Below are 26,271 nucleotides of genomic sequence, written 5' to 3'. Positions count from 1 at the left end.
TTATACTGCGCCCCGCTTTTGCGGGGCGTTTTGTTTAACGGTTGGGCTTTTGTGGCGAGGGAGCTTGCTCCCGTTCCACCGCGTAGCGGTGGCAAGCCCTGAATACGTGATTCAACTGGCGTAACGTGGTTGCAGCCGTTGGGGCGGCCATGGCACCCAGCGGGAGCAAGCTCCATCGCTCCACGCGTTTTGCGCAAGTATTTTTGTCTGTTCCACCTGCCCGAGAGTTCTTTGTGGCCCATCCTGCCCAACGTCGCTGGTATCCCCTGGTCTTCGCCGTAGCGGCCCTGGTCCTGTTGCCGCTGAGTGTGCTGCTGCTGTCCTGGCAGGCCGTCGACCAGCAGATCTGGTCCCACCTGTGGGACACGCAGATGCCGCGTCTGTTGAGCAACACCCTGACCCTGGTGTTCGGGGTCGGCGTTGGCGTCACGCTGCTGGGGGTGAGCCTGGCCTGGCTCACCAGCCTCTGCGAGTTTCCCGGACGGCGCTGGCTGGATTGGGCGCTGATGCTGCCCTTCGCGATCCCGGCCTATGTACTGGCCTTTGTCTTCGTCGGCCTGCTGGATTTTTCCGGACCGGTGCAAAGTCTGCTGCGGGAATGGTTCGGCACAGGCTTGCGGCTACCGAGAGTGCGCTCCACCGGCGGCGTGATCCTGGTGCTGGTGCTGGTGTTCTATCCCTACGTCTACCTGTTGGCACGCAACGCCTTCCTGGCCCAGGGCAAAGGCTTGATGGAGGCCGCTCGGGTGCTTGGGCAGTCGCCCTGGCAGGCCTTTTGGCGCGTGGCGCTGCCGATGGCGCGGCCGGCCATCGGCGCTGGGGTCGCCCTGGCGCTGATGGAGACCCTGGCGGATTTCGGCGCGGTGTCGGTGTTTAACTTCGACACCTTCACTACCGCTATCTACAAGACCTGGTACGGGTTTTTCAGTCTATCCAGTGCCGCGCAACTGGCCAGCCTGTTGCTACTGGCGGTGATGCTGGTGCTGTACGGCGAGCGACGCGCCCGCGGCGCCAGTCGCACCGGCAACGAGCGGCCCCGGGGCAAGGCGCTGTACCACCTGTCTGGGCTCAAGGCCATGGCGGCTACGGGCTGGTGCCTGCTGGTATTTGCCTGTGCCTTCGTGATCCCGCTGCTGCAACTGCTGGTGTGGTTCTGGCAGCGCGGGCGCTTCGACCTGGATGAGCGCTATGCCGGGCTGATTGTCCACACCCTGTACCTGGGAGGCATGGCGGCGCTGATCACCGTCTGCGTGGCTTTGCTGTTGGCATTCGCCCGACGCTTGGCGCCGACCCGAGGCATCCGCGCCGGGGTCAGCCTGGCCAATCTCGGTTACGCCTTGCCCGGCTCGGTGCTGGCGGTATCGATCATGCTGGCCTTCAGCTATCTGGACCGGGAACTGGTGATTCCGTTGTCCGGCTGGTTGGGCGGGGCCGGCAAGCCGCTGTTGCTGGGTAGCCTGTCCGCCTTGTTGCTGGCCTACCTGGTGCGTTTTATCGCGGTAGCCTACGGACCGCTGGAAAACAGCCTGGAGCGGATTCGCCCGTCGCTGCCCGAAGCCGCGCGCAGCCTGGGGGTGGGTGGGCCGCGACTGTTTTTCAAAGTGTATCTACCGTTATTGCTGCCCGGGACCCTGAGCGCGGCCTTGCTGGTGTTCGTCGATGTGCTCAAGGAAATGCCCGCCACCTTGCTGATGCGCCCGTTCGGCTGGGACACGCTGGCGGTGCGGATCTTCGAAATGACCAGTGAAGGGGAGTGGGCGCGAGCTTCGTTGCCGGCGCTGACCCTGGTACTGGTTGGCCTGCTGCCGGTGATTGGCCTGATTCGTCGCTCAGCCCATCGAATCGGTTAGGTGCCAGCCTTGCACCTTGCGGCTACAATGCGCGGCATTCGGTGCGGCCTGTTGTTTGGCCGGGACGCTGAAATCGGCTGCAAGCCATCTATTTCAAGGCTTTCACCCTAGCAGCGCCAGTCCGCACCCTCGCCACGCCCGGAAGGAGAAACCCATGGGACAGCGTACGCCTCTGTATGACCTGCATCTCGCCCTCGGCGCGAAAATGGTCGATTTTGGCGGTTGGGATATGCCTTTGCATTACGGCTCGCAGGTCGAGGAGCACCATCAGGTGCGACGTGATTGCGGTGTGTTCGATGTATCGCACATGACCGTGATCGATGTCAGCGGCGCCCAGGCCAAGGCCTGGCTCCAGCACTTGCTGGCCAATGATGTCGAACGTTTGCAGCACCCTGGCCAGGCCTTGTACAGCACCATGCTCAATGAGCGCGGCGGCATCGTCGACGACATGATCGTCTACCGCCTCGAGGACGCTTATCGCCTCGCGCTCAACGCCGCCACCCGGGATCAGGACCTGGCCTGGATGCAGGCGCAGTTGGGTGAGTTCCAGGTGCAACTGCGCGAGCGACCGGAGCTGGCCATGCTGGCGATCCAGGGACCTCAGGCCCGGCACAAGATCGCCGAGTTGGTGACCCAGTCCCGTGGCGCCCTGATTCAACAGCTCAAGCCTTTCGAAGCCGGCACCGACGGTGACTGGTTCATCGCCCGTACCGGTTACACCGGTGAGGATGGACTGGAAATCGTCCTGCCCGCCGATCAGGCGCCGGCCTTTTTCAACGATCTGGTGGGAGCGGGGATCTCGCCTATCGGCCTGGGCGCCCGGGATACCCTGCGCCTGGAAGCCGGCATGAACCTCTACGGCCAGGATATTCACCAGGATGTTTCGCCCTTGGCAGCGAACATGGCCTGGAGCATTGCCTGGGAGCCGTCGTCACGCAAATTCATCGGTCGTACCGCTCTGGAGGCTGAGCGAGCGTCCGGGGTGAAGCAAAAGCTGGTGGGGTTGGTACTGGAAGAGCGTGGGGTTTTGCGCGCGCATCAAGTGGTTCGCATCGCCGATGTTGGCGAAGGTGAGATCACCAGTGGTAGTTTCTCCCCTACGCTGAGTAAATCGATCGCACTGGCGCGGGTGCCGATGGCCACCGCTGACCGTGCCGAAGTGGAAATCCGCGGCAAGTGGTACCCGGTCCGGGTGGTCAAACCGACCTTCGTGCGCCACGGCAAGACCTTGATCTAACTATTTCCAGCCGGCATTGCGCCGCTGACACTTCTTCTTGAGGACACAGAACATGAGCGATATCCCTGCCCACCTGCGTTTTGCCGATAGTCACGAATGGGCCCGTCTGGAAGCTGACGGCAGTGTGACCGTGGGTATTAGCGACCACGCCCAGGAAGCCCTGGGCGATGTGGTATTCGTCGAGCTGACGGAAGTTGGCAACGTGTTTGGCGCAGGGGACCAGGCGGGCGTGGTGGAGTCGGTCAAGGCCGCTTCCGACATCTATGCCCCGGTGGCCGGTGAAGTGATCGCGGTCAACGAAGATCTGAGCACCAGCCCCGAGCTGCTCAACAGCGAGCCTTACGACGCCTGGATCTTCAAGCTCAAGCCGAGCAACCCGGCCGATCTGGAGAAACTGCTGGACGCCGCCGGCTACAAGGCCGCCATCGGCGAGTAAGGCATTCCTGCAAGCAGGCCCGCTCTTGTTGTGCAGGAGCGAGCTTGCTCGCGAAGGCCTAAGCCTGCAACACCTCTTTCACCGCCGCCACCGCACGTTCCACGTCGGCCTTGCTCATGGCGGTGAACATCGGCAACGAGACGATCAGACGACCGACCCGTTCCGCTACCGGGAACATTCCCTCCTTGAAACCGCGCTCGCGGTACAGGCTAAGCAAGTGAATCGGCGGATAGTGATAGCCGATGCCGATGCCCCGTTCCTGCATCTGCTCCATGAAGGTGGCGCGGGCCGGCTTGCCGTCCTTGCGCTCCGGAAGCACCAGCTGGAACAGGTGCCAGTTGCTGTTGCTGAAATCCGCCGGCGGTAGCTGGGCGCCATAGCGGGCCTCGAAGTCGCTGCCGAAGCATTCGAAGTAGTGCCGGGCCAGCTCACGGCGATGGGCGGTGATCGCCTCGATATGGGCAAACTGCCCCAGGCCGATGGCGGCGGCGACGTCGGTCATGTTGAACTTGCCCCCCAGCACATCCACATCCAGACCGTCGAAGCCGTTGCGGGTGACCCCTTGCAGGCGGTACTTCTCGGCCAGGCGCACTTCTTCAGGGGTATTGAGGACCAGGCAGCCGCCCTCGGACGAAGTGACGTTCTTGTTGGCCTGGAAGCTGAAGGACACGAAGTCGCCACCGGCGCCGATGCGTTGGCCATTCCAGCTGGAACCCAGGGCCTGGGCCGCGTCTTCCACCACCCGCAGGCCGTGTTTCTTGGCCAGGGCATACAAGCGGCTCATGTCCACCGGCAAGCCGGCCAGGAACACCGGGATGATGGCTTTGGTGCGTGGCGTAATAGCAGCTTCCACCTGGGCCAGGTCGATGTTGCGGGTGATCGGATCAATGTCGGCGAACACCGGCGTGGCACCCACTTCGAGAATCACGTTGGCGGTGGCCACCCAGGAAATCGGCGTGGTGATGACTTCATCTCCAGGGCCGATGCCGGCAATGCGCAAGGCGATCTCCATGGTGCAGGTGCCGGAGTTGAAGGTACGCACGCTGCGTCCGCCGAAGAACGCCGAGAGCTGGGCTTCGAACGCCTGGACCTTGGGGCCGCTGGTGATCCAGCCCGAACGCAGCACTTCGCCGACGGCGGCGATGGTGGATTCATCGATGGTGGGTTTGGAGAACGGCAGGAAAGACGGTTGGCTCATGACGATGGGGCACCCGATAAGCGGACGATGAGAGCAGGGGTTGCGGCGCACCGGGGCCGGCGCGCGGACGCCCTGCATGATGGTACCGATTGCCTCGGGATGCCAGCGCGTCGACGCGCAGAATCGGCTGCTATGCTGCTTGGCACCCTGTTGCATCGACGCTGAGCGCCGCTTATCGGAGAGAGCCTGCCATGTCCCTGTCGCCATCCCTGAGCCAGTTACGCGAGCCCAACGCATTTCTCCACCGGCACCTGGGGCCCGATTTCGAGGAGCAGCAGGCGATGCTTGCCAGCCTCGGGCTGGGGAGTCGGATCGAGCTGATCGAGCAGACGGTGCCGCCGGGCATCCGCCTCAATCGCGCCCTGGACCTGCCACCGGCACTGGATGAGCAGGCGGCCCTGGCCAAGCTCAAGGGGTATGCCGCGCAGAACCAAGTCTGGACCAGCCTGATCGGCATGGGTTACCACGGCACCCTGACGCCGACGGTGATCCTGCGCAACGTGTTGGAAAACCCCGGTTGGTACACCGCCTACACGCCCTACCAACCGGAAATCGCCCAGGGCCGACTCGAAGCCCTGCTGAATTTCCAGCAGATGACCATCGACCTCACTGGCCTTGATCTGGCCAACGCCTCCTTGCTGGACGAGGCCACCGCAGCGGCCGAAGCCATGGCCCTGGCCAAGCGCGTGGCCAAGTCCAGGAGCAATCTGTTTTTTGTCGATGAACACTGCCATCCCCAGACCATCTCCGTGGTGCGCACCCGGGCTGAGGGGTTCGGTTTCGAGGTGATCGTCGACGCTGTGGATAACTTGCCCGCGCATCAGGTGTTTGGCGCGCTGTTGCAGTACCCGGATACCCACGGCGAGATCCGCGACCTGCGGCCGTTGATCGATCAGTTGCATGCCCAGCAGGCCCTGGCCTGTGTGGCCACCGATCTGCTCAGCCTGTTGGTACTGACCCCGCCCGGCGAGCTGGGGGCCGATGTGGTCCTGGGCTCCTCCCAGCGCTTCGGCGTGCCCATGGGCTACGGCGGTCCTCATGCAGCGTTTTTCGCTTGTCGCGACGAGTACAAGCGGGCGATGCCCGGGCGCATCATCGGCGTGTCCAAGGATGCCCGCGGGCAGGTGGCCTTGCGCATGGCTCTGCAAACCCGCGAGCAGCATATCCGCCGCGAGAAGGCCAACTCCAACATCTGCACCGCCCAGGTGCTGCTGGCCAACATCGCCGGCTTCTATGCGGTCTATCACGGTCCGGCTGGCCTCAAGCGCATTGCCCAGCGGGTGCATCGATTGACCTGCATCCTCGCTGCGGGCCTTGAGCGCCACGGCATCACGCGGGTCAACCGGCACTTCTTCGACACCCTGACCCTGGAGGTGGGCGGCAGTCAGACCGCGATCATCGAGAGCGCCAAGGCGCTGCAGATCAACCTGCGGATTCTCGGCCGTGGCCAGTTGGGCCTGAGCCTTGATGAGACCTGTGACGAAACCACCGTGGCCCGGCTGTTGGACGTGTTTCTCGGCGCGGATCATGGATTGGACGTCGCCGAACTGGATGCCGAGGTGCTGGCCTCGGGTCTTCCTGACAGCCTGTTGCGCCGCAGCCCCTACCTGACGCATCCGGTGTTCAGCGCCCATCACAGCGAAACCCGGATGCTGCGCTACCTCAAACAACTGGAGAACAAGGACCTGGCGCTCAACCAGTCGATGATCCCCTTGGGCTCCTGCACCATGAAGCTCAATGCCAGCAGCGAGATGATCCCCATCACCTGGCCGGAATTCGCCAACCTGCACCCCTTTGCCCCTCGGGAGCAGGCCGTCGGCTACACCTTGATGATCGAGGAACTGGAGCGTTGGTTGTGCGCCATCACCGGCTTCGATGCCATCTGCATGCAGCCCAACTCCGGTGCCCAGGGCGAATACGCGGGGTTGCTGGCCATTCGTCGTTACCACGAGAGCCGCCAGCAAGGCGGGCGGCACATTTGTCTGATACCGGCCTCGGCCCATGGCACCAACCCGGCCTCGGCCCAAATGGCCGGGATGCAGGTGGTGATCGTCGAATGCGATGAGGCCGGCAACGTCGACCTGGAGGATCTGACGGCCAAGGCCCAGGCCGCCGGTGATCGGCTGTCCTGCCTGATGGCCACTTACCCCTCGACCCATGGCGTCTATGAAGAGGGCATCAGCCAGATCTGTGAAGTTATCCACAGCCACGGCGGCCAGGTGTACATGGACGGCGCCAACCTCAATGCCCAGGTGGGCCTGACTCGGCCTGCGGACATCGGCGCCGATGTCTCGCACATGAATCTGCACAAGACGTTCTGCATTCCCCATGGCGGCGGCGGGCCGGGGATGGGGCCGATCGGCGTGCGCGCCCATCTGGCGCCCTTTGTCGCCAATCACCCGGTGGTGCCCATCGACGGGCCGCTTGCAGAGAATGGCGCGGTCAGTGCGGCGCCCTGGGGCAGCGCCAGTATCTTGCCCATCAGCTGGATGTACATCGCTTTGATGGGGCCGCAACTGGCGGATGCCAGCGAGGTGGCGATCCTCGCTGCCAACTACCTGGCCGCCCAGCTCAGCGGCGCCTTCCCGGTGCTCTATAGCGGGCGTAATGACCGAGTGGCCCATGAATGCATCCTCGACCTGCGGCCGCTCAAGGCGCTGACCGGGATTACCGAGGAGGATGTGGCCAAGCGTCTGATGGATTACGGCTTTCATGCCCCGACCATGTCCTTCCCGGTGCCGGGCACGCTGATGGTGGAACCCACCGAAAGCGAGTCCAAGGCTGAGCTGGACCGCTTTGTCGAGGCCATGCTGAGCATTCGTGCCGAGATCGCCCAGGTCCAGGAGGGCAACTGGCCGGCCGAGGACAACCCGCTCAAGGGCGCTCCCCATACCCTGGCGGACATCACCGGGATCTGGGAGCGGCCCTACAGCATCGAGCAGGCGGTGCTGCCCAGTGGCCATGCCCGGGCCCACAAGTACTGGCCTGCGGTGAACCGGGTGGACAACGTCTACGGCGATCGCAACCTGTTCTGCGCCTGTGTCCCGGTGGCGGCCTATCGCTGAGTCCGCCTCAGTAGTGCTGGCGTAGCCGCGTGGGACGGCTGCCGTGGGCGCGGCCCCGGTGTGGCTGACTCTCCAGGGGATAGAGGTGCAGCAGCTCTTCTTCGCTGACCTGGTTGCTCAGGCCCAACTCCAGCTCCGGGCAGTCCAGGTCCAGCCAGTCGCCGTGCTGCAGCTGCAGTTCGTTCTCACGCCGGCAGGCACTGTGGAACACGTAGTGGACCATGCCCGGTTGCAGGAACTGCTCATGCTGTTCGAGGAAGGCCTGGGAGTATTTGCGGATCGCCCACCAGTTCTGCAGATCAAGGCGATAGCTGAGGTAGGACAACTGCACGCCCTGGCGTTCAACCCGTACATTGAGTGACAGGCTGCTCTGCAGCTCGCCGAGGATCAGCGCCGGAGTGATGGCGCACTGGCGCAGGCGTGATTGTGCGCAGGAACTGGCGTCCTGGCGGCTGAGCAGCGGGTCATGGATGTCATGACCCAGGCTGAAGCCGACAAAGCGCAGTTGCTTGAAGTGGTCCACCAGATACACGCAGAACACGCCCGGCTGACTGCAAATGCTCAGGGCGTGATACGGGATCATCAGCGCCTCGCCGTCGGTCTTGAGCAGGCTGCCGTTGCCCTTGTAGAACCAGCCCTGGCGGGTGTTCGGGGTGTTCAGGCTGACCTCGCTGACCTGGGCCAGGAGGCTGTCGCTGGGTTTGAGTGGCGGACGCAGCGGCCCTTGCGGGTGTCCCTCGCAAGGCTGTTGCGGATGGGCTGGCAGGCTGCGCAGGTACTCGCTCCAATCCAGGTGCCGGCGGGCGCAGAAATGCAGGGTTTCGTATAACCCACCGTGTTCGGACAGGGCATGCATGCTGCGACCATTGTGCAAGTCGAACAGCCCGATGGCGCGCTGTTCCTTGTGGCAGGCATCCAGCAACAGCAGGTAATCGTCCATGATTCTCTAGTCCTTCAGGGGCAAGGGGGCGGGGAGGATGGGCAGCGGCTCGGGGGCTCGCGTCCGGCGAGGTTCGAGCGCACTTTCCTTGAGCAGAAATGACATCAGCAAGCCGATCAGGCTGCCGCTCAGGGCCACGTACAGGATCGACGGCAGGCCGAAATAGCTGGCGGCAAACCCGGCCACGGCCGGGGACAGCCCGCCCCCGAGAATCTCGCCGAAACCCACGACAATCCCGGTCGCCGTCGGCAGCAGGGCCGGGGCCACGGATTCACTGGTCAGCGGGCCGACCGTCATGCAGATCAGGCTGAAATTGAAAAACGACAGCAGGAACAACAGCAGAAACAGCAGCCAGGGAATCGCCGGGCTGACGATCAGCAGGCCCACCAGGGTGCTGCTGGTCATGAAACAGGCCGATACCACCGGTTTGCGTCCGAGGCGGTCGGACATTCCGGGAATGATCAATTGGCCGATGAAACCGCCCAGGCCGATGGCCGAGATGACAAAGGCCATGGACAGGGTTTCCAGGTGCAGGTGGTCGGTCAGGTAACTGGGCAGCATGGCGCAGAGCACGAACTGACAGGTGAGGATGCAGAACATGATCAGGATGTTCAGGCTGACGTTGCCGCTCTTGAACGCCGCCAGCCAGTTGCGCCCGGCGCTGCCAGACAGGCCTGCGGTGGAGGGCGCCGGCAGCGGCCGGTAGACCTTCCACAGGTAGCCGGCCAGCAGCAGGCCCGGCAGGGAAATGATGGCGAACACCGCCCGCCACGAGCCGGAAAGCTGCAGCAGGTAGGCGGCGATCAGTGGCCCCAGGCACAGGCCGAGAATCGGGAACAGCGCCTGCTGGATACCCAGGTTCAGCCCGCGTCGGTCAGGGCGCGAGACTTCGTTGGTGACAATGATGCTGGTCGGGGTAAAGGCGCCTTCGCAGATGCCCATCAACCCGCGCAGGATCACCAGCCCCAGCACGCCGGTGGCCAGCGCGGAGAAGCCGGACAGCAGCGACAGCACGGCAATCGAGGCCACCAGCACGCGGCGGGTGCCCAGGCGTTCGATCACGCCGCCCATGCCCAGGGCGGACAGCCCCCAGGTGAAGGCCAGCGCGGCGGACAGGTAGCCCAGGTCCTGATAGTCCAGTTGCAGGTCGTGCATGATCACCGGAAACAGCGGCAGGATGATGAAGCGATCAAGCCCCACCAGCCCGAAACTCAGTGACAGCAACAGCACCATGGATCTTTCGTAACGGCTGTCGGCAGCCGTGGTTGGTATTCCAGCGTTCATCGCTCTGCTTCCTTGAAAACCATGAACCCGGCGCGGCGCGCCGTGAGGGTGCGGCCTGACGTTGCCTTACAGCCCGGCAACGTCAGGTCGGACAGACGCAGGTTTTCCCGTCAGGCGGTCCACTCACCGACGGCCATTTCCGCAGTGAAGCCTGGGCCGAAGGCTGCCAGCAGGCCGATATCGCCTCGATTCAGGTTGGAATCGAACTGCCGCTTGAGCACGTCGAACACCACCACGCTGGCGATGTTGCCGGCTTCCGAGAGGCTGCTGCGCGATTGCGAGACCCGGTTCGAGGCCAGGTCCAGGTGCATCACCAGCTCGTCGAGGATCTTGCGTCCCCCGGTGTGGAAGATGAAGAAGTCGTTGTGCGCGCAGTTCTGTTCGAACGTCTCGTAGTTGAGCTTCTCCATCACCGGCGCCACATCCTTGATGGAGTTCATCACCGCCTTGTCCAGGGTGAAGTGGAAGCCGGTGTCCTTCACGTCATATTTGATGTAGTGCTCGCTCTTGGGCAGGAAGAACGACTCGGTCTTCTTGATCTTGAAACCGCCGGCCTGGTCGTCGGCGCGCAGCACGCAGGCCGACACCGCATCGCCGAACAGGGCCGCGGAGATGAAGGCATGCAGCTTGGTGTCGTCTGGCTGATAGCACAGCGAAGAGAACTCCAGGGACACGATCAGCACATGGTTGCGAGCATCGAGCCGGGCGAAATCGTTGGCCCGGTTGATGGCCGCGGCCCCGGCCACGCAGCCCAGCTGGGCGATGGGCAGTTGCACGGTGGAATTGGGCAGGCCGAGGTCGTTGATCAGGTGCGCGGTCAGCGACGGCATCATGAAGCCGGTGCAGGAGGTGACGATCACCATGCGGATGTCGCTGATCTGCAACCCGGCATTTTCGATGGCCTGGCGCGCCGCCGCCGACGACATCTGCCGGGCTTCACGCTCATAGACGATGCTGCGGTGGGTGAAGCCGGTGTGCACCGCCAGTTCGTCGATCGGCAGCACCAGATGGCGCTCGTTGACTTCAGTGTTGGCGATCATGCGTTTGGCCAGGGCCATGCGCGGATGGTCGGCGTGGAGGTTTTCCAGGTGATCAACCATCTGCTGTTGGGTGATCTTGTGTTGCGGAAACATGACGTGTGGAAGGCAAAGAGTAGACATGATGGGTCCTTGGCTCTAAGTAAGCCAATAAGTTAAGGGGTGGGGATAGTCCCCGTTCATAGGCACAGGAATCTGTAGGCCCTAAAGGAAATCAGGGCCTTAAGGCAACTTCGAGGCGTGAAGCGGCCGTTGATGTAACTTTTAAGTTGGATTTTATTTTAATGGCTAACTTCAAGGTGCCTTATATAAAGGCACCTTGAACAACAACTTATATATCCAGTACGAACTTATAAGCGTATTGCCAGGCCAGGTTGCTTTCGCGCACATGCTTGCGAATCACCATGCGCACTGGCGCGCCGACTTTCAGCTGCTGTGGATCGCAGACATCGACGATCTCCGAGGCAATCACCAGGCCGTCATCCAGGCGCACCATGGCCATGACGCGCGGCACGGTTTCGCCATAACCCATGGCGGCCAGGACCGGGTTCTCGGCGTGGGCCATGACTTCGATCTTGCCCGTGCGCTTGCAGCGGTAAGGCTTCACGCTCAGGGAATTGCAGGCGCCGCAGACGGTGCGCCTTGGGAAGAAGATTTCGTTGCACTCTTCGCACTGGCTGCCTTCGAGGCGGTACTTGCCGCCATGCTCGCGCCATTCGCGGAGCATGCTGGCAGTGGTCATTCTGTGGATCTGTTCTGGGTACATGGACATGGTCCGGGCTCCTTAGTCGTTCGAGAGGACAATCACTGAGTTGTGCGCCGCATAACCGCCAAGGTTCTGCGACACGCCGATGCGTGCGCCCTTGACCTGGTTGTCGGATTCACCCCTCAGCTGCCGGAACAGCTCGGTGATGTGCAGGATGCCGTCGCAGCCCGAGGCGTGGCCGCGGCCGATGTTGCCGCCGTCGGTGTTCAGTGGCAGTTGGCCGTCCAGGGCGATGCCGCCTTCGAGTACGAAGTCGCCGGCCTGGCCCTTGCCGCAGATGCCCATGGATTCCATCTGGATCAGCCCGGCGCCGAGCAGGTCGTAGACCTGGGCCACGTCGATGTCCTTGGCGGTGATCCCGGCTTTCTTGTAGGCAATTTCCGCGCAGGCGATGGAGTTGGCCGAGACGGCCATGCCCACGTCCTTGGGCAGGCCCGGGTGATGCAGGGTCGGATTGTGGAAGCGCGTGCCGAAGTAGTGTGAGACCCCGGTGTAGGCACAGCCGCGCACGAACACCGGCTTGTCGGTGTACTTGTGGGCCAGGTGTTCGGCCACCAGGATGGCGCAGCCACTGGCTTCGCCCCAGGCCAGCATCGAACCGCAGGCTTCGCTGTTCTTCAGCGCTTCCAGGGTGGGAATCGGCTGGCCATAGCGGGTGGCGGTCGGGGTGTTGTGGGCATAGATGCGCATCTGCCGGCCAAATGTGGCCAGTACATCAGCCTCGCGACCGGCGTAGCCGAACTTCTGGAAGTACTCGGCGGTGGCCAGGGCGAAGGCGTCGGTATGGGAGATGCCGAGGAAGTAATCGTATTCACATTCAGTGCTGGAGCCGATGTACTCGGCGTAGTTGAAGTGATCGGTCATCTTCTCGAAACCGCCGCACAGGACGATGTCGTACTCACCGGACGCGACCATCTGGTGACCCATCTGGAACGACACCGAACTGCTGGTGCAGTTGGCGGTGCTCATGAAGGTCGGCGCCGGGCTGATGCCCAGGGCGTCGGAAATGGTCGGCCCCAGGCCGCCATATTCGGAAATGCCTTCACCGTGATAACCATAGGCGACCCCCTGGATTTCCCGGGGGTGCATCTTGGCGTCCTTGAGGGCTTTATAGGCGGACTCGACGATCATTTCCTTGAACGTCTGCCGAACTCGTGAACTTCCGGGCTTCGGCGTATAGGCGGCCGAAACGATTGCAACACGACGTGCGCACATGTACATGCTCCTTGCGTAGACAGGCGTAATCAGAGGTAGGCGGTCAGGGCGTAGTCAGCCCGCAGGTACTTGAACTCGTACTTGATGGAGGTGCCGTAATCGACATAGGTCTTGGCTTCGAGCAGTTCGCGCAGGGGCGTGTTGTGCTTCTGGTACTGCTCGATGGCGTCGGTGACGGTCAGGGCGATGGCGTCACTGCCGGCCCCGAAACCATAGGACACCATGAGGATCTTCTGCCCCGGACGGGCCTGGTCCAGCACGTTGATCAGGCCGAGCAGCGGGCTGGCGGCGCCAGTGTCACCCACATCGCCGGCGTAGATCCCCGGTTCGATCTGCTTGGTGTTGAAACCCAGGTGCTTGCCCAGGGAATAGGGCGTGGACACCAGGTTCTGCTGGAACACCACGTAGTCATAGTCGGCGGCGCTGGTGCGCAGTTTGGCCATCAGGCCCTCGGCAGCGCGGCGGGTCTGATCTTCCAGGCCGATGCTGTTCTTGTCTGAGCCCAGGCCCATCCCGGAACGAATGTAGCGATCGCCCTGGGGGCGGATGTTGTCGGCGATATCGGCGGCGCAGGAAAAACTGCCGTCAAACTCGGCGATGACGTTCTGATTGCCGATCAGCAGGGCGGCGGCGCCGGCTCCAGCATAGGACTCGGTCAGGTCGCCCGGCGCGGTGTTGCGGTTGATGGTGTCGGCGCCGATGGCCAGGGCGCTGCCGGTCATGCCGGAGGCCACCAGGGCCTGGCAGATCTGCAGGGCGGAGGTGCCGGACTTGCCGGCAAACTGCACGTCGGCGCAATAGGCGTCGTAACCGCTGCCGAGCATTTCCAGGATGATCGAGGCCGAGGCTCGTGAGTCGTAGGGGTTGGTGCAGGTACCCAGGTACAGGGCTTCGAGCTCATGGCCGGGGACTTTATCCAGGGCCCGTTGCGCCGCCAGCACACCGAGGGTGATGACATCTTCATCGGGCTGCAGCACGGCTCTTTCAGTGACGCCGAGGTTTTCCTCGACCAGCTTGAGCTCGGTGTTTTTCCAGACGTTGATCACGTCCTGGACTTTGAGGCGGCATACCGGAATACCCGCGCCATAGCTGACAATGCCTACTTTTTTCACGTTCATTTTCCTCTTGATTCCATTCTTTTTGAGAAAACTGGGTCGTGCCTGCTCAGAAGCACCCTTGAAACATACGGAAAACAATTTTGCTGTCTGTCTCGTGGCGACACCGCATAAACCGGCGGCCCAGAGGGGGGGGGACAGCAGACTCCGAATAGGGGAAAACCCACTCGAAAGCTGTTTTTCTTAACCTCTCTATGTTATGATACGGAACGTTTCGTTTAGTAATAATTTCAGACGATCTAGTCTCTTTTTGGGAAGCGGGCCGCAGCCTCGAATCCGAGGGACTCGCAGTTGCAGGGCCTGATTTACTCAACCCTAATGAGATACTTTAAAAACTAGATAGATCGGTGCAAGAAGTTCATGATTCTTTTAAGAATGAAACGAAACGGACCGTTTCATTTCGATTCGGAGGAATCCTATACCCTGCGTTGCGTTTGTCAAGCGCCCTGCCTGGAGATTTTTTATTGTGGCTCGTACCCCATCTCGCAGCTCCATCGGCTCGTTGCGAAGTCCCCATACCCATAAAGCCATCCTCAGTTCCACCATCGAAATCCTTAAGGAATGCGGTTATTCCGGGCTTAGTATCGAGTCCGTCGCCCGCCGGGCGGGTGCCAGCAAGCCGACGATCTATCGGTGGTGGTCGAACAAGGCGGCATTGATCGCGGAAGTTTATGAAAACGAGAGTGAACAGGTCAGGAAATTTCCTGATCTCGGCTCGTTCAAGGCTGATCTCGACTTTTTGCTACGCAATCTCTGGAAAGTCTGGCGAGAAACCATATGCGGAGAGGCTTTCCGCTGTGTCATCGCTGAAGCGCAGTTGGATCCAGCAACATTGACCCAGCTCAAGGATCAATTCATGGAGCGCAGAAGGGAGTTGCCGAAAAAGCTGGTGGAAAATGCCATCAGCAATGGCGAGCTCCCCAAGGACACCAACCGTGAATTGCTGCTGGATATGATTTTTGGTTTTTGCTGGTATCGGTTGCTGACCGAGCAGTTGACGGCGGAACAGGACATTGAGGAGTTCACTTCTCTGCTGATCAACGGTGTTTGTCCTGATACGCCACGTTGATTCATTGCCAGCCATTAAGCCCTTGAGTTGTGCGGGCTTAATGGCTGTTGTTTCAGGCTGAAGTCGCGCCGAACTCCCGATACAGGTCCGGCAGGAAGCTGGCCAGATGATTGAACTCGCACATATCGTGCACGGCAAATTCATAGGCCAGGGTTTCCAGCTCGGCTTCGCCAAAGCCACTTTCCTTGAGCAGCGCCGATGCTTTTTCAGCTCCGGGAAAGCGGGCCATCGATGGGTGCGATCCGACCCAGTAACGGCTGGTCAGGTACATGCCGCCCGGCACCTCCTTGAACAGATGCACCATCAATGACACCGGCACCTCTGGGTGATCGGCCAGGCTCATCAAGGCACTGACGCTGCCGTCGATTTTCGCTTCGCGATACAGGTCAGGGTCAAGGCCCAGGCTGGCTGGTTCCTGAAAATCGATGTGCAAGTGCATCAGGCGATCGCCGACATACTCCGATGCGCAGAAAGTGTTGCCATACAGCCGCTCCTCGAAGCTAAAGGATTCGTCGCTCAGGCGCTGATGGTTCACGCAGGGGTTGCTGACATGGGCGTAGGGGAACCACAGGGTATAGCGCTCCGATTCCGCCGGGTGCCACATGAACCACCACTTGAACATCTGTGCGGTGCAGCCGGGGAAGAACTTGCGGCTTTGCACATAAGCCATCGGCCCCGGTATCAGGGCGTAGCCGGACTCCTCACTGACGAAGTCCGGGTCGAGCAGACGATTGATGTCCTCGACGCTTGGGGTCAGGGTGTCTTTCAGGTCCATCGGGCCTTGTTGGATCTTGCGTACAGCGGACAGCGGCACGCGCATTTCCGAGCGGAAATACTTGGCGTAGGGCTTGTTTCGGATTGCCACCTGGTTACGCAGGAAGAGCTTCTGCATGGGCAGTGAGAAGTAGGTGAAGGGAGTCATGATGCGCGCTTCCATGCTGATATCCTTTGGCGTGAATTGACGAGTAGCCGCCACGTTCGTGCAATCCGCTCGCGGAGTTGAACGAGAAACTGGCGCTTTTTAGCTAAGCAGTCCATAAACAAAAGTCAAATTTGAATTTAACTTAGTGAGAGCGTCTATGGTCGTTTCCGCTTCCCCGCCGCCTGCTGCGGCCCGTGCGCCGCGTCAGGATGGCCAGGCAACTCGCCAGCAGATCCTGGAAACGGCTGGCCAGCTCTTTGCCGAGCTGGGGTACGCCAACACCACCAGCAAGCAGATTTGCGAAAACTCCAAGGCCAACAACGCCTCGGTCAACTATCACTTCGAGAACAAGGACGGCCTGTACCGGGCGGTGCTGCGCGAAGCCCACGATCGCCTGGTGCGGATCGAGACCATGATCAGCCTGAGCGAGAGCCAGGACAGTGCCGAAGACAAGCTGCGGGCGATCATCACTGTGCTGATCGAGGGGCTGAACAATCAGCGCGAGGGCTGGGCACTGAAAGTGCTGACCCGCGAGCTGCTGTCGCCTTCGTCGGTGCTGCCGGCGGTCCTGGAGGAGCAGGCGTTCCCCAAGGCGAAGATCGTGCGCACCATTCTCGGCCAAATCATGCACCTGTCGCCGGAAGATCCGGCCACGTTGCGCAGTGCCGTCAGTGTGTTCGCGCCCTGCCTGTTCCTGCTGATCGCCCATCAGCCGCTGGCGCGCAACGTACTGCCCGGCCTGGAGCTGGACCCGCCGGCCCTGATCGAGCACATGATGAGCTATGCCCTGGCTGGCCTGGCGGCGGTGGCCCTGGCTTCTGGCAGAGCCTAGCGTGTCATTCGGGCGAAAAAAAACGCCGACCCTGAGGTCGGCGCTTTCTGTCAGCCATCCCTGGGACGATCCTTACTCCTGTGCGACGGCGTTCTTCGCCAGGATCGCGTTGGCCAGTTCCATATCAGTGGCCTTGAGGCCGGGATTGTCGGCGCGGACTTTCTGCATCGCGGCTTCCAGGTACGGGCCGCGAATGCTGCCTTCGCTGGCGACGAAGCTGCCGGCGTCGTCCTGGGCGGCGACGATCAGCTTGTGATCCTTGAAGGTCAGGTAAGTGGAGCCGGTGGTGGCGCCGGAGGAAATGACGTTACGCCAGAAGGTGTCGGCCATTGCCGAACCAACGGGAAGAGAAAGCAGGGCAAGGGTGGCGACAGCTATTTTCAGACGCATGATGGGTGACTCCAACTGGGGGTTATCTGCACCGTTTGATTCTAGATACCCCAGCGGAGTTCCGTGACCCATCAGTCAAGGTTTTCGACCAGCAGAATGGCGCCTTCCTGGCCAATCACACGCACCCGGGCGCCCACAGGCGCGTCGGCGCCCTTGGCGATCCACACCCCATCGGCGACCTTGATCCGGCCACGGCCGTCAACGATCGCCTGATGCACCACGAAGGTCTTGCCGACCAGCTCCTGCCCTCGCAGGTTCAGGTTCGGCTGGTCGCTGGGGCGCACCACACTGCGTTGGCGACGCCACCAGTACAGGGCAGTCAGCACCGATAGCAGGCCGAACAGGAGGAACTGCACCTCCCAGGTCAGGCCGGGAATCAGAAAGGTCAGGACCCCTACGGCGGCAGCCGCCAGGCCGATCCACAGCAGGTAGCCGCCGGCACCGAACACTTCGAGAATCAGCAATACGGTGCCCAGGGCCAGCCAGTCCCAGAACGATAGGGCGTGCAGGAATGCCAACATGGATCGGGCCTCAGACCTTCTTGCCGTCGAACGTGGCCTTGACGATTTCGCCAATGCCGCCCACGGCGCCTATCACCTGGCTGGCTTCCAGTGGCATCAGGATCACCTTGCTGTTGTTGGCCGACGCCAGCTTGCCCAGGGCATCGATGTACTTTTGCGCGACGAAGTAGTTGATCGCCTGGACGTTGCCGCTGGCGATCGCCTCGGATACCACCTGGGTCGCCCGGGCCTCGGCTTCGGCCTGGCGCTCCCTGGCTTCGGACTCAAGGAAGGCTGCCTGACGTTCACCCTCGGCTTCCAGAATCTGCGCCTGCTTCTTGCCTTCGGCGGTCAGAATGGCCGCTGCCCGCAGGCCTTCGGCTTCGAGGATCTGGGCGCGCTTGACCCGTTCGGCCTTCATCTGCCCGGACATGGCCGCCATCAGGTCGGCAGGCGGGCTGATGTCCTTGATCTCGATACGGGTGATCTTGATTCCCCAGGGCGCGGTGGCTTCGTCAACGGTTCGCAGCAGTTTCTCGTTGATGCCGTCACGTTGGCTCAGCATCGCGTCCAGTTCCATGGAACCGAGCACGGTACGGATATTGGTCTGCAGCAGGTTGCGGATGGCGTGCTCTAGGTTGTTGACCTCGTAGGCCGCCTGGGCGGTGTTGACCACCTGGAAGAAGCACACGGCGTCGATCTGCACCGTGGCGTTGTCGGCGGTGATGACTTCCTGAGGGGGAATGTCCAGCACGCTTTCCATGACGTTGATCTTGCGACCGATGCGGTCCATCACCGGAATGATGATGTTCAGCCCCGGCTTGAGGGTGTTGGTGTAGCGACCAAAGCGCTCCACTGTCCACTGGTAGCCTTGGGGCACGACCTTGAACCCCATGAACACCAGGGCCACCGCGAGGCCGACAAAAAGTAACAGTACGCTTCCGATCTGCATAACATTCACCTGTTCAGTCATTGCTCAAGGGCTCGAGGAGCACGAGTGTACGGCGGTGTCCGGCCCGGCGCCGGCATACCTTGGTCCTTGCATCATCAGGACACACATCACCGGCGCGATTCGGGCACGCCGCAAGGTTCAAAGCTGGAAGCGGGTGACCGAGGTTTGCAGGGTCGCCACAGAGTTTTCCATCTGCTCCACCGTTTGGGTCAGCTCACGCATGGCCTGGCTGTTGCGCCGGGCTACCTGACTGATCATTTCCACCCGTTGCGCCACTTCGCTGCTGGCCTTGGACTGCTCGCCGATGGTGTGGGAAATCTCTTCCACCATCAGCGCCGAACGTTGGGCACCCTGGCGAATCTCGTTGATCGAAGTCCCCGCCTGCTGGGCCATGTGCACCCCGTCGCTGACCCGGCTGACCCCGGTTTGCATGCTGCTCACTGCTTGCTCGGTGGTTTCACGGATGCGCTCGATCATGCCGGTGATCTCCCGGGTGGATTGCGCGGTGCGCGCCGCCAGGTTGCGCACCTCGTCGGCGACCACGGCGAATCCGCGTCCGGCCTCGCCGGCCCGGGCCGCTTCGATGGCGGCATTCAGGGCCAGCAGGTTGGTCTGCTCGGCGATGCCATTGATCACCTGGATGATCGAATGGATCTCCTCCGAGGACTGGCCCAGGGCGGTGATGCTCTGGGACGACTGGTTCACCGCCTCGGCGATGTGGCTCATGCCGTCCACGACCCCGAGGATCACCTGGCCGCCGCTGCCGGCCAGGGACTCGGACTGGGCGGCAATGCCCTGGGCGTTGCGGGCGTGCTCGGCGACCTGGGCAATGTTGCTGATCATCTGCTCCATGGCTGCTGCCATGTCGGTGGCGCCGTCGGCCTGCTCGGTGGCGCCGTCGGCGATGCCCAGCGAGGTGTCGCTGAGGCTGTGGGAACGCCCCCGCAACTCCTCGCTCTCATGGCGGATGGTGGTGATCATCTGCCGCAGGTTGTCCTGCATTTCGCCAAGGGCCTGTTGCAACTGGCCGGCTTCGTCCCGGCTGTCGACACTGATGGGCATGGTCAGGTTGCCCTGGGCGATGGCCCGGGCCGTGGCGACGGATTTTTCCAGGGGCTTGAGGACCCGGATGAGCAACTGGCGGGTCAACAGGCACAGGGCCAGGGCGGCAATCAGACTGCCGCCGATCAGCCACCAGGCGGCTTGGCGTACGGCGGTTTCACTGTCTGCGCTGGTCTGTGCGGTAGCGGCTTCGATCTTGCTGCTCAGTGCCGAGTTGCGGGTCTCCACTTCACTGAAACGCTGAGAAAACTCCGGCATTTGCAGGCGCGCGGCCTGGGGGTCCTTGAGGGCCTGTTCGGCGATGCTTTCGGCCGCATGAATGTAGCTTTCCAGGACTGGCTGCAACTCGCTGATGGCATCGCGGATATCCGGCGCCAGGGGCAGCCGGGCGTTTTCCGCCAGGGCCTTGCGGAACCAATCGCCGTGTTCGCGCAGACTGTTGCGCACCTCCTCTGCGGCCGCGCTGTCGCCAGGCTGGCTGCTCAGAGCCTCCAGCACATCGGCCCGCAGGGCGTCGTGCATCATGTCGGCTTCCAGGTGATTGCGCAGGGCACTGGCATTGACTTCATTGTCATGCAGGGCCTTGGCCAGGCGTGACTGTCCCCAGAGGCCGAGGCCGGCTACCAGGGCAATGGCCAGCAGGCTGAGAACCCCGGAGGCGATCATGTTGTGACGAATATTCATGCCTGGCTTCCTGCTTGTCTTGGCGGTGGTTAAAGCGTAGCCCAGCACTTGGGGTTCGCCTCCGGGCGAGCGGGGTCTGGTTACTGGTTTTCGCTTTGAGGTGTCACCCGCAGCACTTCCTCCAGGCTGGTCAGGCCATCGGCAAGCTTTTGTGCGGCGGCCAGGCGCAGGCTGCGCATGCCGTCGTCGCAAGCCTGGCGACGCAGGCCGGCGAGGTCGAGGTCGTCTCGAACAAGGGCTTTGAGCGGGGTACTCAAGGGCATGATTTCGTAGACGCCGGTACGTCCGTGATAGCCGGTGCCACGGCACTCTGCGCAGCCCACGGCCTTTTTGCTCAGGGGCGGGAGCGGCAATTGTCGGGGGGAGGTCAGGCTCTGCCAGTCATCCGGGGCGAGGGCGGCGGGCGCCTTGCAGTGGGGGCACAGGGTACGCAGCAAGCGTTGGGCCATGACGCCGATCAGGGTGGCCTTGATCAGATAGTGAGGCACTCCCAGTTCCAGTAGGCGGCTGATGGCTCCGGGGGCATCGTTGGTGTGCAGGGTGGAGAGCACCAGGTGCCCGGTGAGTGCAGCCTGGATAGCCATTTCGGCGGTCTCCAGGTCGCGGATCTCGCCGATCATGATGATGTCCGGGTCCTGGCGCATCAACGCACGCACGCCGCTGGAAAAACTCAGGTCGATATTGTGCTGCACCTGCATCTGGTTGAACGCCGGCTCGATCATCTCGATCGGGTCTTCGATGGTGCACAGGTTGATCTCGGGGCTCGCGAGCTTTTTCAAGGTGGTGTAGAGGGTGCTGGTCTTGCCCGAGCCTGTGGGGCCGGTCACCAGGATGATGCCGTGGGCCTGCGCGGTCATGGCTTGCCAACGGTTCAAGTCGTCGGCGCCGAAGCCCAACTGATCGAAATCCTTGAGCAGCACCTGCGGGTCGAAGATGCGCATCACCAACTTTTCGCCAAAGACCGTGGGCAGGGTCGAGAGCCGCAACTCGATCTCGCTGCCTTCTGGAGTACGGGTCTTGACCCGGCCATCCTGGGGTTTGCGTTTTTCCGCGACGTTCATCCGTCCCAGGCTCTTGAGGCGGCTGACGATGGCCAGGGTCACCTGGGGCGGGAACTGGTAGACGCCGTGCAGCACCCCGTCGATGCGAAAGCGCAGGGTGCCGTGCTCGCGGCGGGGCTCGATATGGATATCGCTGGCCCGTTGCTGGAAGGCGTACTGAAACAGCCAGTCGACGATGTTGATGATGTGGGCGTCGTCGGCATCCGGCTCCTGGTCGCTGGCCCCGAGCTTGAGCAGTTGCTCGAGGTTGCCCGGGCCGCTTGTCCTTTGCTCGCTGCTGGCCCCGCTGACCGATTTGGCCAGGCGATAGAACTCCAGGGTCAGGCGCTGGATATCCACCGGGCTGGCCACCACCCGGTGGATCGAGCGCTTGAGGACATGGGCCAGATCGGCCTCCCAGGCGCTGACATAGGGCTGGGCGCTGGCCACGGTGACGCTTTGGGCATCCACCGCCACGGCGAGGATCTTGTGCCGCTGGGCGAAGGCGCAGGACATCAGCGGGGTGATGCTGGCGACGTCGATCTGCAACGGGTCGATGCGCAGGTAGGGCTGGCCGGCGCGCCGGGCCAGCCACGCGGTGAGGCTGTCCAGGTCCAGATGCTGGCCGGGACGCTGCAAGTCCGGCAGATGCTGACTGGCAATCAGTTCCAGGGGATGCAAGGGGGGGCTGGTGCCATGACGTCGGGTGCTGAGGGCCTGTTCGGCGGCATCCTGGCTGATGCGGCCCTGGGCCAGCAGTTCACGCAGCAGCTCACTGAGGTCCAGCCAGTGATCCTGGGCAATGTGTGCGGCAGCCATGGGGGCTCCTCGGGGCTGTTGTCCAGACGCGGGTCTCTGACCACAAATGGCCAAGAATAGCCCCGCCAGACTAGGCCGCCGCCTGCCAAGGGTTGCAGGGTTTTTCCGGCCTCAGCCAGCGGCCTGCAGTTGCGCCGGCTCTGCCCGTTCCAGTTCTACCGAGCAGACGCTGATCAGGTTGCGCAACTTGTCGCCGATCACCCGAGCCCGGTGCCAACTCAGGCCGTCGAGTTCCACGTCGATGTGCAGCGTGGCGTCTTGCTGGATCACCGTGACCCGCTGGGGCACCAGAAATTGCAGGGCGAAGTGGTTGAGCACCCGACACAGGACATCGGCTTCGGCCTCGGCCGTCATCTGATAGTGCACGCGACAGTGGACATTGTTCTGGTTCCAGACATCGGCGCGGGATGATTGGCCAGGGGCGGGTTCGAGATGGGGCATGGCAGTCTCCAGATCAGTGGAGAAATTTTTACATTCGGTTTCGGGTATTTCTTATCTAAGATTGAGCGGAATTCATGAAAGTAGAATTGTTTGATTCAAGTTTCTATAGATAAGGGAATTTATTATGCATAGCGAGCTGGACGCCTACGACCGCCGGATACTCGCGTTGCTGCAAGAGGACGCGTCACTTTCCAGTGCGCAGATTGCCGAACAGGTGGGCTTGTCCCAGTCACCGTGCTGGCGGCGGATTCAACGCTTGAAGGAAGAGGGGGTGATCCGTGGCCAGGTGACCTTGCTTGATCGCAAGAAGATCGGCCTCAACACGCAGATCTTTGCCGAGATCAAGCTCAACGCCCACGGACGCTCCAACTTCACCGAGTTCACCGAGGCGATTCGCGGTTTTCCGGAGGTGCTGGAGTGTTATGTGCTGATGGGGGCGGTGGATTTCCTGCTGCGCATCGTGACCGCGGACATCGAAGCCTATGAGCGGTTTTTCTTCGAGAAACTGTCCATGGTGCCCGGCATTCAGGAGGTGAACTCGATCGTTGCCCTGTCGGAGATCAAGTCCACCACCAGCCTGCCGGTACTGCGCTGAGGGGGCGGCTTACATGCGCAGCAGGGTTTTCCAGGCGCGGTTCTGGAACACCGCGATGGCCTGTTGCTTGCGGGCATCGAGGGCTTCGTCGGTAATGGGCTCGTTGGCCAGTTGTGCCAGCTTGTTCAGTTCACCGTAGAGGCGGTCCAGCTCCGGAATGTCCAGCGCGGCGCGGGCGTGGTGCAGCCAGGCCTGGATACGTTCGATCCGCGGCAACTGCTCGGCCAGATCTTCCGGCTGCTGCTGGTAGCGCGGCAGTTGCAGGGAGGTCGCTTCCTCGGCCAGCAGGCGTGGCAGCCAGCTGCCCAGTTGCGCTGCACCCTGGCGGTTGCCACGGGTGTTGCGCTCGGCGGTCCAGGCTCGGGCCAGCAGCCAGCGCGAGGTGTTCAGGGAGAACAGGCCCCAGCGTACGTCCTGCAGTTCCTCGATGAACTGCTCCGGCGCGGCTTTGCGCACGTCTTCATCGTCGAGGCCGGCTTGTACCAGCGGACGCCAGTCTTCCAGCAGGGCATCCAGGGCGCTACGCAGCTCAGCGGTGGATTGGCGTGGCGCCGCTTGGCCCAGGCTGCTGGCCAGAGCTCGCAGCTCGGCGAGGTTATCCACCCAGTCCTGCAGCAGGCGCCAGTGACCGTTGAAGCGATACTGTTCGGCCAGGCGCTGGCTGCTGCCCAGCAGGTGCCAGGCCAGGGCGGCGAAGGCATCGTCCAGCGGGGTTTCGGCGCTCAGTTGTGGCGCCGGCAGGCTCAAGGAGTAGCTACCGGCATCGAACAGGCGATAGCCACGCTCGGCCTTGCTGATGTCGCAGGGCATCAGGGGCAGGGTGAGGGCCAGCTCCGCCGCCAGTTCCAGCAGAGCAGCGGGTTCGCCTTCACGCAGTTCCAGCTCCAGCTCGCAGATTTCTTCCTTGTGCTTGCCGGCGATCACCTGGCCCAGGTCCAGGGCCGCCTCGATCACCACTTTGGCCTTGCCACGGCCCCAGGCGATTTCCGCGCGTTCACGGACAAAGTCGGTGGTGAACAGCGGCTTGAGGGTCTTTTTGTCCAGCTCGGCCAGGGCTTCGGGCCAGCATTCGCCGTCGAGTTTTTTCACGTCGAGCTTGGCTTTGGCCAACGACCAGTCGTACTCGTTGCGCTCGGACAGGCCGGCAACGCTCTGGCCGCTGGTCTTGAGGGTCTGGATCACTGCGTCACCGTCACGACGCAGGCGCAGGGCGACTTTGGCCCGGGCCAGATCGCGCTCTGGGGTGTCGAAGTACTGGTTCATCAGCTCACGGCGTTCCCAGCCACTTTTGTTGCGTTTTTTCAGTAGCGGGTGCTCGCGCAGGGCGGCGAGGGTTTCGCGGCTGACGCGGAGTTTGATTTCGGTTTCTTTCTGCATGGCCGGAAAATCCAGGATCGGGAGTGCAGCCGGGGGAAGAGTTGGCTGCCAAGGCCGTGCAGTGTACAGGACCAGGCGCCCGGAGGCGCCACGACGGTTCCTTCCTCTCACAAGATGCCTCTATGATGGTCCTCATCTTGGGATTTGCGGAGCCAGTTCATGCCATTGCCGTCCATGAAAGATCAGTTCGCTGCACTGATCGCCGCGCCGTCGGTGAGCTGCACTCAAGCGGCGCTGGACCAGTCCAACCGTCCGGTCATCGACTTGTTGGCCAGTTGGCTTGGCGACCTCGGTTTTGCCTGCGATATCCAGCAGGTCAGCCCCGGCAAGTTCAATCTGCTGGCCAGCTTCGGTAGCGGTCCCGGTGGCCTGGTACTGGCCGGGCACAGTGATACGGTGCCGTTCGATGCCGCTTTATGGCAGACCGATCCGCTGAAGTTGACCGAGGTCGACGGCCGCTGGGTCGGTCTGGGCAGTTGTGACATGAAGGGCTTTTTCGCCTTGATCATCGAAGCGGTGCGACCGTTGCTGGAGCAGCCATTCAAGCAGCCGCTGCTGATCCTTGCGACCTGTGATGAAGAAAGCTCCATGGCCGGTGCTCGGGCCCTGGCGGAAGCCGGGCGGCCCCTGGGGCGCGCGGCGGTGATCGGCGAGCCCACGGGCCTCAAGCCGATCCGCCTGCACAAGGGGGTGATGATGGAGCGCATCGATATCCTCGGGCGCAGTGGTCATTCCTCTGACCCGCGCCTGGGGCGTAGCGCTCTGGAGGCCATGCACGACGCCATCGGTGAACTGCGGGGGTTGCGGCTGCTGTGGCAGCGCGAGTACCGCAATCCACAGTTCAGCGTGCCGCAACCGACCTTGAACTTCGGCTGCATCCACGGTGGCGACAACCCCAACCGTATCTGCGGCCAGTGCTCCCTGGAGTTCGACCTGCGTCCCTTGCCGGGCATGGACCCGCAAGTGCTGCGCGAGGCGATCCGGCAGAAACTTCAACCCATTGCCGAGCGGCATGAAGTGCAGATCGACTATGCGCCGCTGTTCCCTGCGGTGCCGCCGTTCGAGCAGCCCGAGGACGCTGAGCTGGTGCGGGTGGCGGAGCGGCTTACTGGGCATCGTGCCGAAGCAGTAGCGTTTGGCACTGAAGCGCCTTATCTTCAGCGCCTTGGCTGCGAGACGCTGGTGCTGGGCCCGGGCGATATTGCCTGCGCCCACCAGCCTGGGGAGTACCTCGAAATGTCACGCTTGCAGCCTACTGTGCAGTTGCTACGAGAGTTGATTGAACATTACTGCCTGACGCCGGCCCAATTTCAGTAAATTACCGGCGTCCTGATCCGTACCCATGAGGAGAGTAAGCGTGTTGCCAAGCCTGTTCCGACGATAACCATCAGCCCGCTGTGCGTTTTCCGTTTCGTCCTTTTATAGGCTGCTTTTTATTTACAGGC

General features: G+C 62.3%; 23 protein-coding genes and 1 pseudogene. 8 read left to right on the top strand and 16 right to left on the bottom strand.

Annotation, left to right across the window (positions count from 1 at the left end):
- Nucleotides 1–233 precede the first annotated feature (233 nt).
- From ACMGF8_RS03520 to gcvH, 3 genes are all read left to right on the top strand, one after another.
- On the top strand, nt 234–1,850 hold the full coding sequence (locus ACMGF8_RS03520) for an ABC transporter permease (RefSeq protein WP_102862180.1): 1,617 nt from the start codon (nt 234–236) through the stop codon (nt 1,848–1,850).
- A gap of 154 nt (nt 1,851–2,004) precedes the next feature.
- The gene (gene gcvT / locus ACMGF8_RS03515; protein ID WP_102862179.1) at nt 2,005–3,087 is read left to right on the top strand and encodes a glycine cleavage system aminomethyltransferase GcvT; all 1,083 of its coding nucleotides are present in this window, start codon (nt 2,005–2,007) and stop codon (nt 3,085–3,087) included.
- 52 nt (nt 3,088–3,139) lie between these two features.
- A complete protein-coding gene (gene gcvH / locus ACMGF8_RS03510) occupies nt 3,140–3,523 on the top strand; it encodes a glycine cleavage system protein GcvH (RefSeq protein WP_102862178.1) in 384 nt (127 codons plus the stop codon).
- 58 nt (nt 3,524–3,581) lie between these two features.
- Here the strand turns inward: gcvH and ACMGF8_RS03505 are convergent, their stop codons facing one another.
- Complete coding sequence (locus ACMGF8_RS03505; RefSeq protein WP_207814967.1) at nt 3,582–4,721, bottom strand: DegT/DnrJ/EryC1/StrS family aminotransferase; 1,140 nt, start codon at nt 4,719–4,721, stop codon at nt 3,582–3,584.
- Nucleotides 4,722–4,912: 191 nt separating this feature from the next.
- Between ACMGF8_RS03505 and gcvP the strand changes: the two genes are divergently transcribed.
- The gene (gcvP, locus tag ACMGF8_RS03500; protein WP_250329749.1) at nt 4,913–7,786 is read left to right on the top strand and encodes an aminomethyl-transferring glycine dehydrogenase; all 2,874 of its coding nucleotides are present in this window, start codon (nt 4,913–4,915) and stop codon (nt 7,784–7,786) included.
- A 7-nt stretch (nt 7,787–7,793) separates the two neighbouring features.
- Here the strand turns inward: gcvP and ACMGF8_RS03495 are convergent, their stop codons facing one another.
- The 6 genes from ACMGF8_RS03495 to ACMGF8_RS03470 all read right to left on the bottom strand — a co-directional run bounded on the left by ACMGF8_RS03495 (nt 7,794) and on the right by ACMGF8_RS03470 (nt 14,146).
- Nucleotides 7,794–8,726, bottom strand: coding sequence for a fumarylacetoacetate hydrolase (locus ACMGF8_RS03495; RefSeq protein ID WP_207166732.1), 933 nt, complete (start codon nt 8,724–8,726; stop codon nt 7,794–7,796).
- Between the two features lie 6 nt (nt 8,727–8,732).
- Nucleotides 8,733–10,010 carry an MFS transporter gene (locus ACMGF8_RS03490; RefSeq protein ID WP_416758698.1) on the bottom strand — a complete coding sequence of 426 codons (1,278 nt, stop codon included), beginning with the start codon at nt 10,008–10,010 and terminating at the stop codon, nt 8,733–8,735.
- A gap of 110 nt (nt 10,011–10,120) precedes the next feature.
- Nucleotides 10,121–11,170: a type III polyketide synthase gene (locus ACMGF8_RS03485; protein WP_102862173.1), complete on the bottom strand. Its 1,050-nt coding sequence runs from the start codon at nt 11,168–11,170 to the stop codon at nt 10,121–10,123.
- A gap of 208 nt (nt 11,171–11,378) precedes the next feature.
- Nucleotides 11,379–11,819: a Zn-ribbon domain-containing OB-fold protein gene (locus ACMGF8_RS03480; protein WP_102862172.1), complete on the bottom strand. Its 441-nt coding sequence runs from the start codon at nt 11,817–11,819 to the stop codon at nt 11,379–11,381.
- Nucleotides 11,820–11,831: 12 nt separating this feature from the next.
- Nucleotides 11,832–13,028, bottom strand: coding sequence for a thiolase family protein (locus ACMGF8_RS03475; protein ID WP_102862171.1), 1,197 nt, complete (start codon nt 13,026–13,028; stop codon nt 11,832–11,834).
- Between the two features lie 29 nt (nt 13,029–13,057).
- The gene (locus tag ACMGF8_RS03470; protein WP_102862170.1) at nt 13,058–14,146 is read right to left on the bottom strand and encodes a hydroxymethylglutaryl-CoA synthase; all 1,089 of its coding nucleotides are present in this window, start codon (nt 14,144–14,146) and stop codon (nt 13,058–13,060) included.
- 463 nt (nt 14,147–14,609) lie between these two features.
- Here ACMGF8_RS03470 and ACMGF8_RS03465 point away from each other — a divergent pair, with 463 nt between their 5' ends.
- On the top strand, nt 14,610–15,212 hold the full coding sequence (locus ACMGF8_RS03465) for a TetR/AcrR family transcriptional regulator (RefSeq protein ID WP_102862169.1): 603 nt from the start codon (nt 14,610–14,612) through the stop codon (nt 15,210–15,212).
- Nucleotides 15,213–15,264: 52 nt separating this feature from the next.
- On the opposite strand, the gene phlG is transcribed toward ACMGF8_RS03465, so the two are convergent.
- Nucleotides 15,265–16,149, bottom strand: a complete 885-nt coding sequence (gene phlG / locus ACMGF8_RS03460; RefSeq protein ID WP_416758694.1) for a 2,4-diacetylphloroglucinol hydrolase — start codon at nt 16,147–16,149, stop codon at nt 15,265–15,267.
- Between the two features lie 142 nt (nt 16,150–16,291).
- Between phlG and ACMGF8_RS03455 the strand changes: the two genes are divergently transcribed.
- Entirely contained in the window at nt 16,292–16,966 is a 675-nt protein-coding gene (locus tag ACMGF8_RS03455) for a TetR/AcrR family transcriptional regulator (RefSeq protein ID WP_416758692.1), read from the top strand.
- Nucleotides 16,967–17,038: 72 nt separating this feature from the next.
- Here ACMGF8_RS03455 and ACMGF8_RS03450 read toward each other — a convergent pair whose 3' ends face one another.
- The 7 genes and pseudogenes from ACMGF8_RS03450 to ACMGF8_RS03420 all read right to left on the bottom strand — a co-directional run bounded on the left by ACMGF8_RS03450 (nt 17,039) and on the right by ACMGF8_RS03420 (nt 22,854).
- Complete coding sequence (locus tag ACMGF8_RS03450) at nt 17,039–17,356, bottom strand: DUF2388 domain-containing protein (RefSeq protein ID WP_016966055.1); 318 nt, start codon at nt 17,354–17,356, stop codon at nt 17,039–17,041.
- 71 nt (nt 17,357–17,427) lie between these two features.
- Nucleotides 17,428–17,877, bottom strand: coding sequence for an NfeD family protein (locus ACMGF8_RS03445; RefSeq protein WP_102862165.1), 450 nt, complete (start codon nt 17,875–17,877; stop codon nt 17,428–17,430).
- Between the two features lie 10 nt (nt 17,878–17,887).
- Nucleotides 17,888–18,808 (bottom strand): SPFH domain-containing protein, encoded by a 921-nt coding sequence (locus ACMGF8_RS03440; RefSeq protein WP_102862164.1) that lies wholly within the window; start codon nt 18,806–18,808, stop codon nt 17,888–17,890.
- 138 nt (nt 18,809–18,946) lie between these two features.
- Nucleotides 18,947–19,660, bottom strand: a complete 714-nt coding sequence (locus tag ACMGF8_RS03435; protein WP_371826187.1) for a methyl-accepting chemotaxis protein — start codon at nt 19,658–19,660, stop codon at nt 18,947–18,949.
- 141 nt (nt 19,661–19,801) lie between these two features.
- Nucleotides 19,802–20,128: pseudogene (locus ACMGF8_RS03430) on the bottom strand (HAMP domain-containing protein); the annotation flags it as partial.
- A 506-nt stretch (nt 20,129–20,634) separates the two neighbouring features.
- Nucleotides 20,635–22,413, bottom strand: a complete 1,779-nt coding sequence (locus ACMGF8_RS03425; RefSeq protein WP_416758689.1) for a GspE/PulE family protein — start codon at nt 22,411–22,413, stop codon at nt 20,635–20,637.
- 111 nt (nt 22,414–22,524) lie between these two features.
- Nucleotides 22,525–22,854, bottom strand: a complete 330-nt coding sequence (locus tag ACMGF8_RS03420) for a hypothetical protein (protein WP_102881221.1) — start codon at nt 22,852–22,854, stop codon at nt 22,525–22,527.
- Nucleotides 22,855–22,978: 124 nt separating this feature from the next.
- Here ACMGF8_RS03420 and ACMGF8_RS03415 point away from each other — a divergent pair, with 124 nt between their 5' ends.
- Nucleotides 22,979–23,449 (top strand): Lrp/AsnC family transcriptional regulator, encoded by a 471-nt coding sequence (locus ACMGF8_RS03415; RefSeq protein WP_065902318.1) that lies wholly within the window; start codon nt 22,979–22,981, stop codon nt 23,447–23,449.
- A 9-nt stretch (nt 23,450–23,458) separates the two neighbouring features.
- On the opposite strand, the gene ACMGF8_RS03410 is transcribed toward ACMGF8_RS03415, so the two are convergent.
- Nucleotides 23,459–24,826 carry an inorganic triphosphatase gene (locus tag ACMGF8_RS03410; protein WP_102862160.1) on the bottom strand — a complete coding sequence of 456 codons (1,368 nt, stop codon included), beginning with the start codon at nt 24,824–24,826 and terminating at the stop codon, nt 23,459–23,461.
- A gap of 159 nt (nt 24,827–24,985) precedes the next feature.
- Between ACMGF8_RS03410 and argE the strand changes: the two genes are divergently transcribed.
- Nucleotides 24,986–26,143, top strand: a complete 1,158-nt coding sequence (gene argE, locus ACMGF8_RS03405) for an acetylornithine deacetylase (RefSeq protein ID WP_102881220.1) — start codon at nt 24,986–24,988, stop codon at nt 26,141–26,143.
- The last annotated feature ends 128 nt before the right edge of the window (nt 26,144–26,271 follow it).

It is taken from the genome of Pseudomonas sp. BNK-7 (assembly GCF_048072025.1).
In the GTDB taxonomy this organism is placed as follows: domain Bacteria; phylum Pseudomonadota; class Gammaproteobacteria; order Pseudomonadales; family Pseudomonadaceae; genus Aquipseudomonas; species Aquipseudomonas danubii.
This window is presented reverse-complemented; position numbering and strand designations above follow the sequence as displayed.